This window comes from Pseudomonas sp., assembly GCF_002796985.1.
Lineage (GTDB): Bacteria > Pseudomonadota > Gammaproteobacteria > Pseudomonadales > Pseudomonadaceae > Pseudomonas.
This window is the reverse complement of the sequence record NZ_PEKX01000012.1, coordinates 214,721-228,359: the sequence shown is the minus strand read 5'-3', so window position 1 is coordinate 228,359 and position 13,639 is coordinate 214,721. Positions and strand designations below refer to the sequence as shown.

General features: G+C 64.1%; 9 protein-coding genes. 7 read left to right on the top strand and 2 right to left on the bottom strand.

From position 1 onward, the window contains the following. Positions 1 to 135: 135 nt before the first annotated feature. Complete coding sequence (gene pabB / locus CTR55_RS18720) at positions 136 to 1,479, bottom strand: aminodeoxychorismate synthase component I (RefSeq protein ID WP_296288318.1); 1,344 nt, start codon at positions 1,477 to 1,479, stop codon at positions 136 to 138. Between the two features lie 162 nt (positions 1,480 to 1,641). On the opposite strand from pabB, the gene CTR55_RS18715 reads away from it, so the two are divergent. The 7 genes from CTR55_RS18715 to CTR55_RS18685 all read left to right on the top strand — a co-directional run bounded on the left by CTR55_RS18715 (position 1,642) and on the right by CTR55_RS18685 (position 12,475). After that, complete coding sequence (locus CTR55_RS18715) at positions 1,642 to 4,350, top strand: helix-turn-helix transcriptional regulator (RefSeq protein ID WP_296288317.1); 2,709 nt, start codon at positions 1,642 to 1,644, stop codon at positions 4,348 to 4,350. Between the two features lies 1 nt (position 4,351). Beyond that, on the top strand, positions 4,352 to 7,075 hold the full coding sequence (locus tag CTR55_RS18710; protein ID WP_296288316.1) for a helix-turn-helix transcriptional regulator: 2,724 nt from the start codon (positions 4,352 to 4,354) through the stop codon (positions 7,073 to 7,075). Between the two features lie 231 nt (positions 7,076 to 7,306). Beyond that, positions 7,307 to 7,762 carry a DUF6160 family protein gene (locus CTR55_RS18705; RefSeq protein ID WP_296288315.1) on the top strand — a complete coding sequence of 152 codons (456 nt, stop codon included), beginning with the start codon at positions 7,307 to 7,309 and terminating at the stop codon, positions 7,760 to 7,762. An 89-nt stretch (positions 7,763 to 7,851) separates the two neighbouring features. Next, positions 7,852 to 8,613, top strand: a complete 762-nt coding sequence (locus CTR55_RS18700; protein ID WP_296288314.1) for a C39 family peptidase — start codon at positions 7,852 to 7,854, stop codon at positions 8,611 to 8,613. Between the two features lie 48 nt (positions 8,614 to 8,661). Further along, positions 8,662 to 9,666 (top strand): transporter, encoded by a 1,005-nt coding sequence (locus CTR55_RS18695; RefSeq protein WP_296288313.1) that lies wholly within the window; start codon positions 8,662 to 8,664, stop codon positions 9,664 to 9,666. A gap of 18 nt (positions 9,667 to 9,684) precedes the next feature. Continuing rightward, positions 9,685 to 11,283 carry an outer membrane protein transport protein gene (locus tag CTR55_RS18690; protein WP_296288312.1) on the top strand — a complete coding sequence of 533 codons (1,599 nt, stop codon included), beginning with the start codon at positions 9,685 to 9,687 and terminating at the stop codon, positions 11,281 to 11,283. Between the two features lie 10 nt (positions 11,284 to 11,293). Further along, the gene (locus CTR55_RS18685; protein ID WP_296288311.1) at positions 11,294 to 12,475 is read left to right on the top strand and encodes a MalM family protein; all 1,182 of its coding nucleotides are present in this window, start codon (positions 11,294 to 11,296) and stop codon (positions 12,473 to 12,475) included. 174 nt (positions 12,476 to 12,649) lie between these two features. Here the strand turns inward: CTR55_RS18685 and CTR55_RS18680 are convergent, their stop codons facing one another. Then, complete coding sequence (locus CTR55_RS18680) at positions 12,650 to 13,636, bottom strand: alpha-L-glutamate ligase-like protein (protein ID WP_296288310.1); 987 nt, start codon at positions 13,634 to 13,636, stop codon at positions 12,650 to 12,652. Positions 13,637 to 13,639 lie beyond the last annotated feature (3 nt).

Genomic DNA, 13,639 nt, shown 5'->3' with positions numbered 1-13,639 from the left:
CGGGGCTTTTTCTTTTGTGGTGGCTTTTTGTAGGAGCGAGGGGGACTCCATCGTTATTGCTCGCGAACCGCGCACGTCGACGTGGCCGGGAATCTGTTCGCGAGCAAGCTCGCTCCGACAGGGAAGCGCCAGGATTCAGAGGCTTTCCAGGGTCCGCAGGAGCACGTCCACCTTGGTCAGCGATTCCTCGTATTCATCCTCCCAGTTGGAATCGGCGACGATGCCGCCGCCGCCCCAGCAGCACGCCTGGCCGTCCTTCACCAGCACGGTGCGGATGGCGATGGAACTGTCCATTTCGCCACGTACGTCGAGGTAGAGCAGGCTGCCGCAGTAGATGCTGCGCTGGGTCGGTTCCAGCTCGTCGATGATCTGCAGGGCGCGAACCTTCGGTGCGCCGGTGATGGAGCCGCCGGGGAAGCTGCCTTCGAGCAGGTCCAGCGCGTCCTTTCCTTCCGCCAGTTCGCCACGCACGCTGCTGACCAGGTGGTGCACGTTGGGATAGGTCTCCACCGCGAACAGCTCGGGCACGCGCACGCTGCCGGGGCGGCAGCTACGGCCGAGGTCGTTGCGCAGCAGGTCGACGATCATCAGGTTCTCGGCACGGTCCTTCTCGCTGGCGAGCAGGGCTTTGGCATTCTGTTGGTCGGCCTCGGGCGTGTCGCCGCGCGGGCGGGTGCCCTTGATCGGGCGGGTTTCCACCTGCTTGCCGTGGAGCTGGATGAAACGCTCCGGCGACAGGCTGAGGACGGCGCCTTCAGGCAATGCCAGATAACCGGCAAAAGGCGTAGGACAGGCTTCGCGCAGTGCCCGGTAGGCCAGCCAGGGCGAGCCGTTGCAGGGTGCGCGGAAACGCTGGGTGTAGTTCACCTGGTAGCAGTCGCCGGCGAGGATGTAGCCGTGCACGCGCTCCAGCGCCTCGCGGTACTGCTCGCGGCTGAGGTCCGGGCGGAACGGGGCGGAGAGCCGGAAAGGTGCCAGCGCTTCATCAGTGCGAGCGCTATCGAACAGCGCGATAAGCCGGTGCCGTTCGCCTTGTGCCAGCGACGGGTGGAATACCAGCTGGCTGCGGCGCTCCTCGTGATCGGTCACCAGCGCCCAGGCGTACAGGCCCAGACGCGCATCCGGCAAGGCCAGGTCGTCGAGGTTCGGTTCGGGCAGGTATTCGATGCGTCGGCCAAAGTCATAGCCGAGATAACCGATCATTCCGCCGACGAATGGCAGTTGGCGATTGTCCGGGACTTTAGCCTCGCCCAGGCTCTGCAAGGCGGCTCTTGCGCGGGCAAAAAAGCTCTTGGCCGATTCGTCGGCGGTGGGCGCCAGTTCTGCCAATGGCCAGGCGCTCAGAAGGTCATAGCGTCCACGTGTGGCAATGGGTCGACCGGCGTCCAGGAGGACGGCACCGGGCGCTCGGTGGATCAGGGCGAAGCGTTCACCCGGGTCTTCCTGATAGGAAAGCGGGTGCAGGAAACAGTCAGGCATGGGTAACAGCGTGCAGGCAAATGAGGTGAACAGGTCGTCTGAAGCGTCGATCCTAGAGCTATTTCTTCAGTTTACGTCGGAAAGGCATTCTGATAAGAAGTGACGAATCCCACGCGGACATTGCTCCGTACCAACAACGATAATGACATAGGGATACAGGCCGTGGATGTAGTGCTCGAACCCGCAGCCGGCAGCCTTCTGCGCTCCAGATTAACACCCCCTCGGGTGCCTGCTGATTATTTGATTCGTCCTGAGGTCCAGAATGCCCTGGACCGTCATCCTTATGCCTCGATACTGCTTTTCTCGGCTCCAGCCGGTTTTGGCAAGACCACCGCGCTGGCGGCACTGGCTGGCAGGCGTGCCGGCGAAGGCCACAAGGTCGCCTGGCTTTCGCTGGAGAGTGACGACGACGACCCCGGCCGTTTCTGCCTGAAACTCATCCAGGCGCTGGCCAGCGCCGTGCCGGGTACTGGCGAGGATGCGTTGGGCTATGTGCACAACACCATGCGCGTGCCCGTGGTCGCGGTCATGGAAAGCTTGCTGATGGACCTTTCGCGCGACGAGTGCAAGGTCCTGCTGGTACTCGACGATCTGCATGAGCTCACCCATTCCGAGGTCTTCGCCGGCCTCAATCGGCTGGTGCAGTACGCACCACCTGGCCTCACCCTGGCCATCGGCAGCCGTTCACAGCCGCCGCTGAACCTCGCCACCTGGCGCGCTAAGGGGCTGTTGCTGGAAGTCGGCCAGGACGAGCTGCGCCTGTCCCGCGACGAAACCCGAGAGTACCTGGCCCGTGATGGCCTGCAGCTCGAAGATAGCTGCCTGCAGTCGCTGCACAACCAGACCGAAGGTTGGATGGCAGGGGTGCACCTGGTCAGCCTCTGGCTGCGCCAGCAGAGCGGTGCACCGGAAGACCTCAAGCTGCTCAGCAGCGACAAGGCGGCGGTGGGCGATTACCTGCTGCGCGCGGTGTTCGAGCGCCTGCCTGCCGACGTGCAGGAAGCACTGCTGTCCCTGGGGATTGCCAGTCGCCTGAACGGCGACCTGGCCAATACCCTGACCGGTCGCCAGGACGGTCAGGCACTGCTGGAGCACCTGGACAGCATGCAGCTGTTCCTCCTGCCGCTGGACCGCGACCGCCAGTGGTACCGCTTCCACCAGCTGTTTGCCGATTTCCTCCGGGCCCGCCTGCGCGAGCGCGACCCGGAGCGTTTCAAGCAACTGCACTTCAACGCCAGCCTGTGGTTCACCAACCACCACATGCCGACCCTGGCCATCGAGCACGCCTGCCTCGCAGAGGACCCGGAGATGCTCGCCGCACTGGTGGATGGCTGTGGTCTGGACCTGATCAACCGCGGCCAGCTCTACCTGATCTCGCGCTGGCGTAAGCAGGTGCCGAACGAGATCGCTGAGCGCTACCCGATCCTGGTGCTGAGCGACGTCTGGACTCGTGCCTCGGAGCTCAGTCTGCCCGAAGCCAATCGGATGATGGATGAGCTGCTGGCGCGCTGGGGCGATCCCAAGGGCAGCGGCCCGATGGGAAACCAGTACCTGTCGGCGCTGGCGGTGAAGGCCGTGCTGGCGCTGCAGAAGGACGACCTCGAGCAGTGCATCACCCTGGCACGCAAGGTGGAGAGCCAACTGGGGCAGAACTCGGCTTTCCTTGAAGGCGCCATCCTGCTGATTGCTGCCTTCGCCCAGGTCGTGCGTGGCCAGGCGGAGCAGGCGCGGCGGCTGATGGGCCTGGCGCAGCAGCGTAACCACTTCCTCGACGGTCGCTACCTGCACATGCAGCAGTGCACCATCGAGGTGGTGCTGGCGCTGGAACAGGGCCAGGTCAAGCAGGCGCAGATGCTCATCGAACGTGTGCGCGAGCAGGCCATGCCGCTGTTCGACAAACGCTCCCAGGCCCTTGCCCTGCCAGCCATCGCCGAGGCGCTGACCGCCTACTACCGTACCGACCTCGACGGCCTGGAAGAGCGCCTGCGCTGGGCGCTGGGGCGGGTCGACGTGGTCAACCCCATCGATCTGTACGCCCAGGGCATGCAGTGTCTGGCGCGTATCCAGCGCCTTCAGGGGCGCGGCAAGGAGGCGCTGGCCACCCTCGGGCTGATGCAGACCCTGGCCTCGCGCAACCAGTCCTGGCGCTTCTTTGCCATGGCTGTCGGCGAGGAGATCAACCTGATCCTCCAGGAAACCGCCACCGACCGCTGCAAGCGCGCCGAGCAGCGGCTCAAGGCGATCGACTGGGCCAAGCTCGCCAGTCACTACAAGCAGATGCCGTTCAACCCGGTGCTCTGGGTGCAGGGCATCAGCCGCGTGCGCCTGCTCCAGGCGCGCGGGCATTTCAGCGAAGCGCTGCATGAGATCACCCAGCTGCGCAGCATGCTGCAGCCGGGCTGGCATGGCTTGCAGCGCTTGCGCCTGGACCTGCTGGCGGCCCTGAGTTACCAGCGTCTGGGCTACCAGGAACGCTCCCACAGCCTGCTCGGCCAATGTCTGGTGGGTGCCGAGCGGGAAGGGGTACGGAGCATTTTCATCGAGGAAGGCGAGGGGATTCGCCAGCTGTTGCAGCAGTTGGAGTCCACCGAGCGACAACCGGCGCTGCAGGTTTTCATTCGCGGAATGTTGACCGTCTGGCCGGGGCAGGAAGCACGCAGGTCACCCGAGGTGCTCGAAGAAGGTCTGACCGACCGCGAGCGCGAGGTGGTATGCCTGGCGGCCCAGGGACTCTCCAACGAGGAGATTGGCCAGCAGCTCTCGCTGGCCCTGGGCACCGTCAAATGGCACCTGCACAACATCTACGAGAAGCTCAAGGTGCGCAATCGAACCCAAGCGATACGCCGTGCCCGCGAGCTGAGTCTGCTCTGACATGACGACCCTGACCGCTTTGCCGCAGCAACCCTTGCCGCTGCTGCGCACCAAGTTGTTCCCGCCGCGCGCCGACAGTGATTCGCTGCTGCCGCGCCGCGCCTTGATCGACCGACTGCACGCCAACCGCCAGCAGCGCGTGCTGATCCTCAGCGCGCCGGCCGGCTTCGGCAAGAGCACCATCCTCAGCCTGTTCCGCCAGCGCCTGTTGGCAAGCGGCGCACGGGTTGCCTGGATGTCCTGCGACGAGGGCGACAGCGAGCCGCAACGCCTGGTGCAGTACCTGGTGGCGAGCATCCGCAGCGTCGAGGCCGATTTCGGCACCAATACCTCGAATCTGTTGCAGTCGGATATGACACTGCCGCTGGAAGGCATCATCGATGCCTTCCTCTCCGATCTGCGCCGGCTCGAAGGGCCGCTCTACCTGCTGCTCGACGACTTCCACCAGATTCGCCACCCGGCGCTGGCACACGGCGCCCGCTACCTGATCGAACACCTGCCGGAAAACATCCGCCTGGTCACCAGCACCCGCTATCGTCCGCGCTTCCTGGTGGACGAGCCGGGCCTGGCGCCCTGGGCTTTCTGCCTGAGCGGCGACGACCTGCGCCTGACCCGCGAGGAAACCGACACCTTCCTCACCGGGCTCAAGGGCCTGGCCCTGAGCGACAGCGAACTCAAGCTGCTGCACAAGCGCACCGAAGGCTGGATCACCGCACTGCATCTCGCCGCCCTGGCGCTGGCGCGCAATCCGGATCGCGCGGCGCTGCTCAAGGGACTCTCCGGCACCGAGCGCGACCTCGCCGATTACCTCGCCGAAGACGTGCTGCGCAGCCTGCCTGAACCGTTGCAGCAGTTCCTCGACCAGACCTCGGTGCTCGACGAATTCTGCGCCGAGCTGTGCAATGCGCTGACCGGGCGCCGCGATGGCCTGGACATGCTGATGCGGCTGCAGAACGAACAGCTGTTCATCATCCCGCTGGACGACCAGCGCGAATGGTTCCGCTATCACCACCTGTTCGCCGAGTTCCTTCAGGGGCGCCTGGCGCGCAACTCCGACCCGACGCCATTGCTGCATGCTGCCGCGCGCTGGTGCGAAAGCCGCGACATGGCCGACCGGGCGATCAAGTACGCGCTGCGTGCCCGCGACTATGCCTTTGCCGCCGACCTACTGGAGCGTCAGGGCGCCAAGCTGATCGCCGGCAACCGTGTCTACGGCATTCTCGGCATGCTCGGCAGCATTCCCGCCGAGGTGATCCGCGAGCACCCGGTGTTCCAGATCTTCTACGCCTGGCAGTTGGCCTTCGAGCAGAAGTTCGCCGAGGCCGAGGCGCTGATCGAAGAACTCAGCGTCCGGCTGCTGCAAGGGCAGGGCAAGGTGCGCCACTTCGGCATGGCCGAGTTGCTCGGCGTGGCCCAGGTGCTCAAGGCGCTGGTGCTGCTCTACCAGGACAAGCTGGAAGCCTGCCTGAAGGTGGCGCGCCAGTGGCTGGCTCTGGTGCCGGGTAACCAGCCGGTGTTCCGCGCCAGCCTGTCGTGCATCCAGGCGGCGGCCTATGCGCTGCTGGGTGATTACGCCGAGGCGGCCAACGCCATCGGTGTCGCCCGCGAATGTCTGCGCATGGCCGACAGTGAGTACCTGCAGGTCGTCGTCAGCATGATCGAGGCGTTGATCTGCAAGGAACGCGGTGAGCTGGAACGCGGCCGGACCATCGCCGAGAGCGCGCGCAGCCGCGTGGAGCGGGTTTTCGGCCGGCGTAGCCGAGTTGGCGGGCCGTTGTCGCTGGCGTATGCCGACCTGCTGTATGAGCAGGATCGTCACGCGGCGATCCTCGCCGAACTGCCGCTGGCGACCACCTGGCGCGACGTGGCTACTCCGGTGGAACTGATCAGCCGTGGCCAACTGGTGATGGCCAAGGCGCGGTTCTTCGCCGGCGAGGCCGAACAAGGTCTGGCCCAGCTCGACGAATGGCTGGTTGGTTTGCAGTCGCCGGGCTATGAGCGGGTCCATGCGCTGGCGATGAGCTGCAAGGTGCAGTTGCTGCTGTGGATGCGCCGGCCCAATGAGGCCGAGCGCGTGTGCCTGCAGTTGGCGCGGCACCTCTCGGGGCTCAACGCCGAACGCTATGCCGACGCCCACGCGGCGCTGGTCATGGCGGAGGCGCGTCTGGCGCTTTCCGAGCGTCACGCCGAGCGTGCGCAGCAGCGTCTGGAATCGTGCCTGGCGGGCTTTACCTCGCCCTATCAGCGCGACCGACGGCTGCGTCTTTCGCTGTTACTTTCTGTGGCGTATTGGCAGAAAGGTAACAGCGAAAAAGCCTTCGCTCTGTTCGCTCCTACCTTGGAGGAAGCCTGGAACCTGGGTTACCGGCGCCTGTTCCAGGACGACGCACTGTGGCTGCTGCCGCTATGGGAGGCCTGGAAGGGTGCCGAACCCAAGCGTGCCTCGGCCTGGCAGGGGGTGGCGGAAATGCTCCGCGAACAGTGCCGCAGGCTGTCCGTAGATCCGGAAAGTTTCGATGAAAATCAAGATGTTAGCCATCGCGAACGGGAGATTCTGCGGCTCGTGGCGGCCGGCTTGTCGAACCGCGACATCGCCCAGGCGGTGCATCTGTCGGAGGCCACCATCAAGTGGCATCTGCACAACCTGTTCGCCAAGCTGGGTGTGCGTAGCCGGACCCAGGCGGTACTCAAGGGGAAGAGTCTGGGGCTGCTCAGCGAAGCTTGAGTCAGGTGGTGGGTTTTGCGCCATCCCTTGGATGGGCTGGCAGGTTCACGGCGGGCCAGTAGCTTGGAGATCAGGACGCGAAGCCTTGTGCTTCACGGATCCATGCCGGCGGCGCTTAAGGAAGAAGTCGCGGGTCTGGAAGACCGGCAGCAACCGGTCAATCTGCAGCGGGGCACGACGCCCCTTGCAGTGCCTGGGGCAATCCCACCTGAACACTGGAGACTTATAACAATGAAAATCAAGCAACTGGTTCTTGCAAGCGCAGTTCTGGCCACCCCGTTCCTGGCACATGCCGACATGAAATCCATGGATGACGCTGCACTGTCCGGGATCACTGGCCAGGATGGCATCAGCATCGCCGGTACCTTCAATGCCCAGATCGGCGCGATCACCTACACCGACGCCGATCCCAAGGGCGGCTCCCTGGTGCTGCAAGGCATTCACCTGCCGAGCGTGACCATCAGCGACGACGCTCCGATGACCATCGATGTCGTGACCAACGACGTCAAACCGCTGGGCGGCGGTACTGCTGTCGCTACCCAGCAGCTGTCGATCGGCCTGCCGACCGTGACCGGCGACGTCACCATCGACGCCGTCAAGGTTGGCAGCACCGGCGCCAGCATCGGTTCGCTGAGCGTCTCCAACCTGAACCTGGCCGGTTCCACCGTGCGGGTCTGGGGTCACTGATCCCGAAGGTTGAAGCGCAGTACCCCTTGCCGGCTTTCGCCGGCAAGGGTCTTCCAGGATTGACTTCCAATATTGAAGAGAGGGGTGGGATGTTCGAGATTCTGCTGGGAAGCCTGTTGGGCCTGTTCGGTTTTACCCAGGCCGTGGATACCAAGCCGCAACAGCAGGGCACAGTGAATATCTCGCAGCCGCTCACGCCCAACGGTCCCTTCCGCGAATCGGTCCAGCTTGAACCGATGAGTCAGGTGCAGTTCCGCAACGTCATCCGCCAGGCCTACGACTACAGCTGCGGTTCGGCGGCGCTGACCACGCTGCTGGATTACTACCTGGGGCGCAACCTGGAAGAGCGTCAGGTCATGGAAGGCCTGATCAAGTACGGCGAGGCCGACAAGATCGTCCAGCGCCGTGGCTTCTCGCTTCTGGACATGAAGCGCTACGCCGCAGCCCTTGGCTACAAGAGTGGCGGCTTCCGTGCCGAGTTCTCCGACCTGGACTCGCTCGAACACCCGGCGCTGGTGCCGATCCACTATGCCGGTTTCAAGCATTTCGTCGTGGTCCGCGATGTCTACAACGACCACGTATTCGTTGCCGATCCCGCCTTGGGCAACATCAGTTTCACCCGCGCCCGTTTCGAAGCGATCTGGGACCAGAACGTGCTCTTCGTCATCTACCCCAGCGGCCAGGAGCCCAAGAACGCCCTGGAGCTGCGCGAGGCCGACCTGCGCCTGGTGGACGACCGCACCGTCAGCCTGCTGGCGTTCCGCGAGTTCCCGGAGATGAGCAAGCTCACCCAGAACCAGATTGGCGAAGCCGCTACCAAGGGGGATGTCCAGTACATCCGGCGCAAGTGATTGTCCGATCGGCCCATACGAATAAGAACAAGACCAGGGGATAGCAACATGGATTTGAAGGGGTTTGCGTGCGTTGCCGCTCTGGCCTTGCTGGTAAATACCGGCGCACTGGCCGAAGAAGCGACAACCGACGACGCGCGTGACGCGCTGGCCAAGAAGGACACCGATGCCGACAGCGCCAAGGCGCTGGAGCAGGTGTTCCAGGCCGCCGAGAAGAGCTACACCCTGCTCAAGAAGGGTGAGCGTCAGCTGACCTACGGCTTCGACTACACCATGATGCGCGACACGCGCCTGCAAGCCGTGCGCAGCGGTGAGAACGTTTACAGCGTGCTGGCCCAGAGCGAGGCGCAACACACCTTCACCAACTCCTTCACCTTCGACTACGGCATCTGGGACAACCTGACCTTCAGCATGCGCTTGCCGTTCGTAGCCAAGTACGACACCGAGCGCGACATCCATGCCTACAGCCTGGGCGACGTCTCCGGAACCCTGCGCTGGCAGCCCTGGGCTACGCGCCGCGGCCGCCCGGTCACCACGCTTTACGCAACCCTCGGCCTGCCCACTGGCGACAGCCCGTACAAGGGCAACGTGCAGGACGACCTGTCCACCGGCAACGGCTTCTACAGCCTCGGTGCCGGGGCCAACATGTCCTACGTGATCGACCCGGTCGTGCTCTACGGCTCGCTGGGTTACACCTACAACATGAAGGTCGATGACATCCACCAGAACCAGTACGGCGAAGAGCTGGAGAAGGTGGCGCCGGGCGATACCGTCAACTTCGCCATGGGCATGGCCTACGCGCTGTCCTACGACGTCTCCCTGGCCACCTCCTACCAGATGGCCTACTCGTTCAAGAACAAGTACTACTTCAACGACCGCACGGTCGAGGCGCCCGAGCAGACCAGCGCGATCATGAACTTCTCGCTCGGCCTGCGAACATCGCCGGATTACATCGTCAACGTGAACGCCGGTTTCGGTCTGACCGAAGACTCGCCGGATGTACTGCTGGGGGTTTCCCTGCCCCTGGATATCCAAGGCCTCAAAGCCCAGTAACCGACGAGCGACTACCACATGACAATGCGCATTTCGCCCCTCGCGGTGGCGATGGCAGGGGTAGGGTTTGGCTGGGCGACGCTCGCCAACGCCCAACTGGCCAACGATCTGACCATCGGCAACCCCAAGGCCATGGCCATGGCCAACGCGGTCACGGCGGATTCCACGGGCATCGACGCGGTGCACTACAACCCCGCCGCCCTGACCAAGCTCAAGGGACGCCAGACTCAGCTCAAGCTGATCACCGGGGTGATGGACATCCGCGCCGGCTTCAAGGCTCCGCCGAACTACGGCTCCTCTGCTTTCGGCCTGGACGACGATCCGGTGGCCGGAGAGAACAGCCGCACCCTGACCCCGACCATGTACCTGCCGGGCCTCGGCGGCATGACCGATATGCCGTTGCTGGTGGCACCGCTGGCGGGCCTGTCGATCAACCCGCCGGGCTCCAAGTTCACCTTCGCCACCAACGTCTACGCGCCCCAGGCGCTGGGCTACTCGCGAGATTCGGACAGCGACCCGGCGCGCTTCGAAGGGCGCCGCGTGTCGCTGCAGCGCATCACCTACTTCTCGCCCTCGGTGGGGTACGAGGTCAACAACGACCTGTCGGTGGGGCTGAGCATCGGCTTCTCGCACCAGGCCATGGCGCTGGACACCGACTTTCGCAACCCCGGCCTGCTCACTGGCCTGCTGCAGACCCTGCACGACACCACCTGTGTGCCCGGCGCGCAGGAAATCGTCGAGCTGGTGTTCAACGTCTGCGGCGGGCGCATCGGCCCCTACGACTCGCTGGCCAACCTCAAGCTGGACATGCAGCAGAGCCTCTCGCCCAGTTACAACCTCGGCGTGCTCTGGGAGCCGTACGACTGGTTCGCCTGGGGTGCGACTTACCAGAGCGAGTCGCGCATGCACCTCAAGGGCAAATACCGCGTCGACTACACCAAGGACTGGCAGGGCTTCTGGTCCGGCATGCAGAGCTCGATCTTCGGCGCCTTCCTCAGCCCGCTGTTCCCCTACGGCAACGCGGAGGAGGAGCACGGCGTAGCGACGCTGAACATGGTCAACCCGGACAGCTTCTCCACCGGGATCAAGGTGCGCCCGTTCGACAAGTGGCAGTTCAACTTCGACCTGAAGTGGACCGACTACAGCGACTGGAACAACCTGGAAATCGAGTTCGACAAGGAGCTCGACCTGCTGCGCATCGCCAAGAACTTCGCCCCCAACGGCGCCACCGACCACAGCATCATCCTCGACCGTGGTTACCAGGACACCTGGAGCTATGCGATGGGCATGCAGTACGACGTCAACGACCGCCTGCAACTGCGCGCCGGCTACGAGTACCGGCCCTCGGCGATTCCCAAGGACAAGGCCGACGCCCTGGTGCCCATCGGTGACGCCGATCTCTACGGTCTCGGCCTGGGCTACCAGTGGGACAAGGACACGGTGATCGACCTGGGCTTCAACTACTTCATCTCCAAGCAGAGCATCAAGGCGGGCACCAGCTGCAACCTCAACTGCACCGGCATCGATAACCTGGTCTACAACCCCTATGCCGGCCTTGACGTCAGCACCACGGTGAAGGCCTACGTCTTCGCCATGACTTACCGCACCACCTTCTGAGGGCATGAACATGGGCAGGCTGACCCTCCTGATTTCCTGCATCGCCGCCGCCGGCCTCAGCGCATCGGCGCAGGCCGCCAGCGGCCGCTACCTGTCGTGGATCGACGACAGCGGCCGGGTGCACAACACCTTCGTCGACGCCAGTTACGCCAAGCAACAACGCCAGGCCGACCAGCGCATCGATCGGAGCGACCGCGCGCGGATGATCGACCTCAGCGCCACCCAGTGGCCGGGTAGCCGGCCAGCGGGGGAGAGCAAGCGTCGCTATTTCACCTGGGTCGATGCCCAGGGCAACCTGCAGAACAGCTTCTACGCCGCCGGCCAGGTAGCGCCGGGGCGTGCGGACTATGTGCTGCCCAATGGCGATCACTCTGCCGAGTACATCGACGCCGAATCCTATGAGGACCGTGGCTTCGTCCGCAGTGAGAATGGCAACCCGTACTTCACTTGGGTCGATGACAAGGGCCAGATCCGTAATTCGCCGATCACCGGCGAGCAGCGCGCGGAGACCTTCCGCCGGGGCGAGCAAGGGGGTAGCAATATCGCCTTCACCGAGGGCCGGCAGATCGACCTGAAAGGGCGCCCGAGCAACCTGCCGGGGCTCGACGGCATGGGCGAACAGACCGATGCGATGAAGGCGCTGCTCAAGGGCAGCGGCAAGACGCTGGACGATCTCTACGTCGACCTGCAACGGCGCTGCTGCGATCAGATGGGCGATGGCGACTTCACCGAGCTGACCTCGGACGAACCGCGCTACGAGGAACTGAACAAGTTCTCGCCGAGCTTCGATTTCCCCATGGGCAAGAGCTACTTCGTGGCGATGAAGCTGCCCAGTTCCCAGCGCGTCTACGGCCTGCGCGTGCGCAGCTTCGCCAACCACCAGGTGGTCTATCCGTCGCTGCTGTTCCTCGATGAGCAGAAACGTCCGACCCGGCTGGTGAGTGACGCGGTGTACAAGCTGAATCCGGAAACCTGGTACCGCTACGCCTTCATCGAAGGGACCATCCCGGTGCGCGCCAACCAGGGCGAACGTTACGTGCTGCTGCTCACCACCGACGAGGACCGCAGCCTGCAGACCCTCGACAACAAGCCCTACAAGCGCCCGCTGGAAAACCTGGCGGTCAACGAGGCGGGCATGAAGGTGCGCGAACATGGCGACCAGGGTGGCTTCGAGCTGGCGGTGGTGCGCTGATCCTATTGCACCGGGCTGCTCTTGCTCTTCGTAGAAGCGAGCTTGCTCGCGAACGGACTCTCCGGTGATGTCGAGGTGGGGGGCGGTTCGCGAGCAAGCTCGCTCCTACAGTGGGAATCCTCCACCCATGAAAAAGCCCGGCATTTGCCGGGCTTTTTCATGGGGCAGGGCGCCTCAGACTTCCTTCGGGTGCACGTGGCCAAACAACTGCTGGGAGAAGCGCACGCGCTCTTCCACGGTTTCCTTCACGCCCTTGGCTTCCATCTCGGCGATGTGTGCTTCGACGGCATGGGTGCGCAGGGTCAGGCCGCAGTCGTTGGCGATCTGGATGTTCAGGCCGGGGCGAGCGTTGAGCTCCAGGATCAGCGGGCCCTTGTCCTGGTCCAGCACCATGTCCACGCCGATGTAGCCCAGGCCACACAGTTCGTAGCAGCCAGCAGCGAGCTTCATGAAACCGTCCCAGTTGGGCAACTGCACGCCGTCCACCGCGTTGGTGGTGTCCGGGTGCTTGCTGATCTTGTTGTTCAGCCAGGTGCCGCGCAGGGTCAGGCCGGTGGCCAGGTCCACACCGACGCCGATGGCGCCCTGGTGCAGGTTGGCCTTGCCGTTGGACTGGCGGGTTGGCAGGCGCAGCATCGCCATCACCGGGTAGCCCATCAGCACGATGATGCGGATGTCCGGCACGCCTTCGTAGCTGATGCTCTTGAAGATCTGGTCCGGGGTGACCCGGTACTCGATCAGCGCGCGGTCGCGGTGGCCGCCCAGGGAGTACAGGCCGGTGAGGATGCTCGACAGTTGGTGCTCGATTTCCTCATGGCTGATGATCCGTCCGGAGACCGTCTTGTAGCGCTCCTCGAAGCGGTCGGCGATCACCAGGATGCCGTCGCCGCCGGCGCCCTGCGCCGGCTTGATGACGAAGTCGCTGCGCTCGCCGATGATCTCCGGCAGGCGTTCGATCTCCTTCTCGGTGGAGATGATCCCGTACATTTCCGGTACGTGGATACCCGCCTCGATGGCGCGCTGCTTGGTGATGATCTTGTCATCGACGATCGGGTACAGGTGCCGCTGGTTGTACTTGAGCACGTAGTCCGCGTTGCGTCGGTTGATGCCCATGATGCCTTTGGCTTCCAGGGCTTTCCATCGCTTGATCAGGCCGAACATGGC

Excerpts from the sequence above, each read along its gene's own strand:
- CTR55_RS18700 (WP_296288314.1), top strand. The coding sequence starts at position 7,852 with ATGTTCGAGATTCTGCTGGGAAGCCTGTTGGGCCTGTTCGGTTTTACC.
- CTR55_RS18685 (WP_296288311.1), top strand. The coding sequence starts at position 11,294 with ATGGGCAGGCTGACCCTCCTGATTTCCTGCATCGCCGCCGCCGGCCTC.
- pabB (WP_296288318.1), bottom strand. The coding sequence starts at position 1,479 with ATGCCTGACTGTTTCCTGCACCCGCTTTCCTATCAGGAAGACCCGGGT.
- CTR55_RS18690 (WP_296288312.1), top strand. The coding sequence starts at position 9,685 with ATGACAATGCGCATTTCGCCCCTCGCGGTGGCGATGGCAGGGGTAGGG.
- CTR55_RS18695 (WP_296288313.1), top strand. The coding sequence starts at position 8,662 with ATGGATTTGAAGGGGTTTGCGTGCGTTGCCGCTCTGGCCTTGCTGGTA.
- CTR55_RS18710 (WP_296288316.1), top strand. The coding sequence starts at position 4,352 with ATGACGACCCTGACCGCTTTGCCGCAGCAACCCTTGCCGCTGCTGCGC.
- CTR55_RS18705 (WP_296288315.1), top strand. The coding sequence starts at position 7,307 with ATGAAAATCAAGCAACTGGTTCTTGCAAGCGCAGTTCTGGCCACCCCG.
- CTR55_RS18680 (WP_296288310.1), bottom strand. The coding sequence starts at position 13,636 with ATGTTCGGCCTGATCAAGCGATGGAAAGCCCTGGAAGCCAAAGGCATC.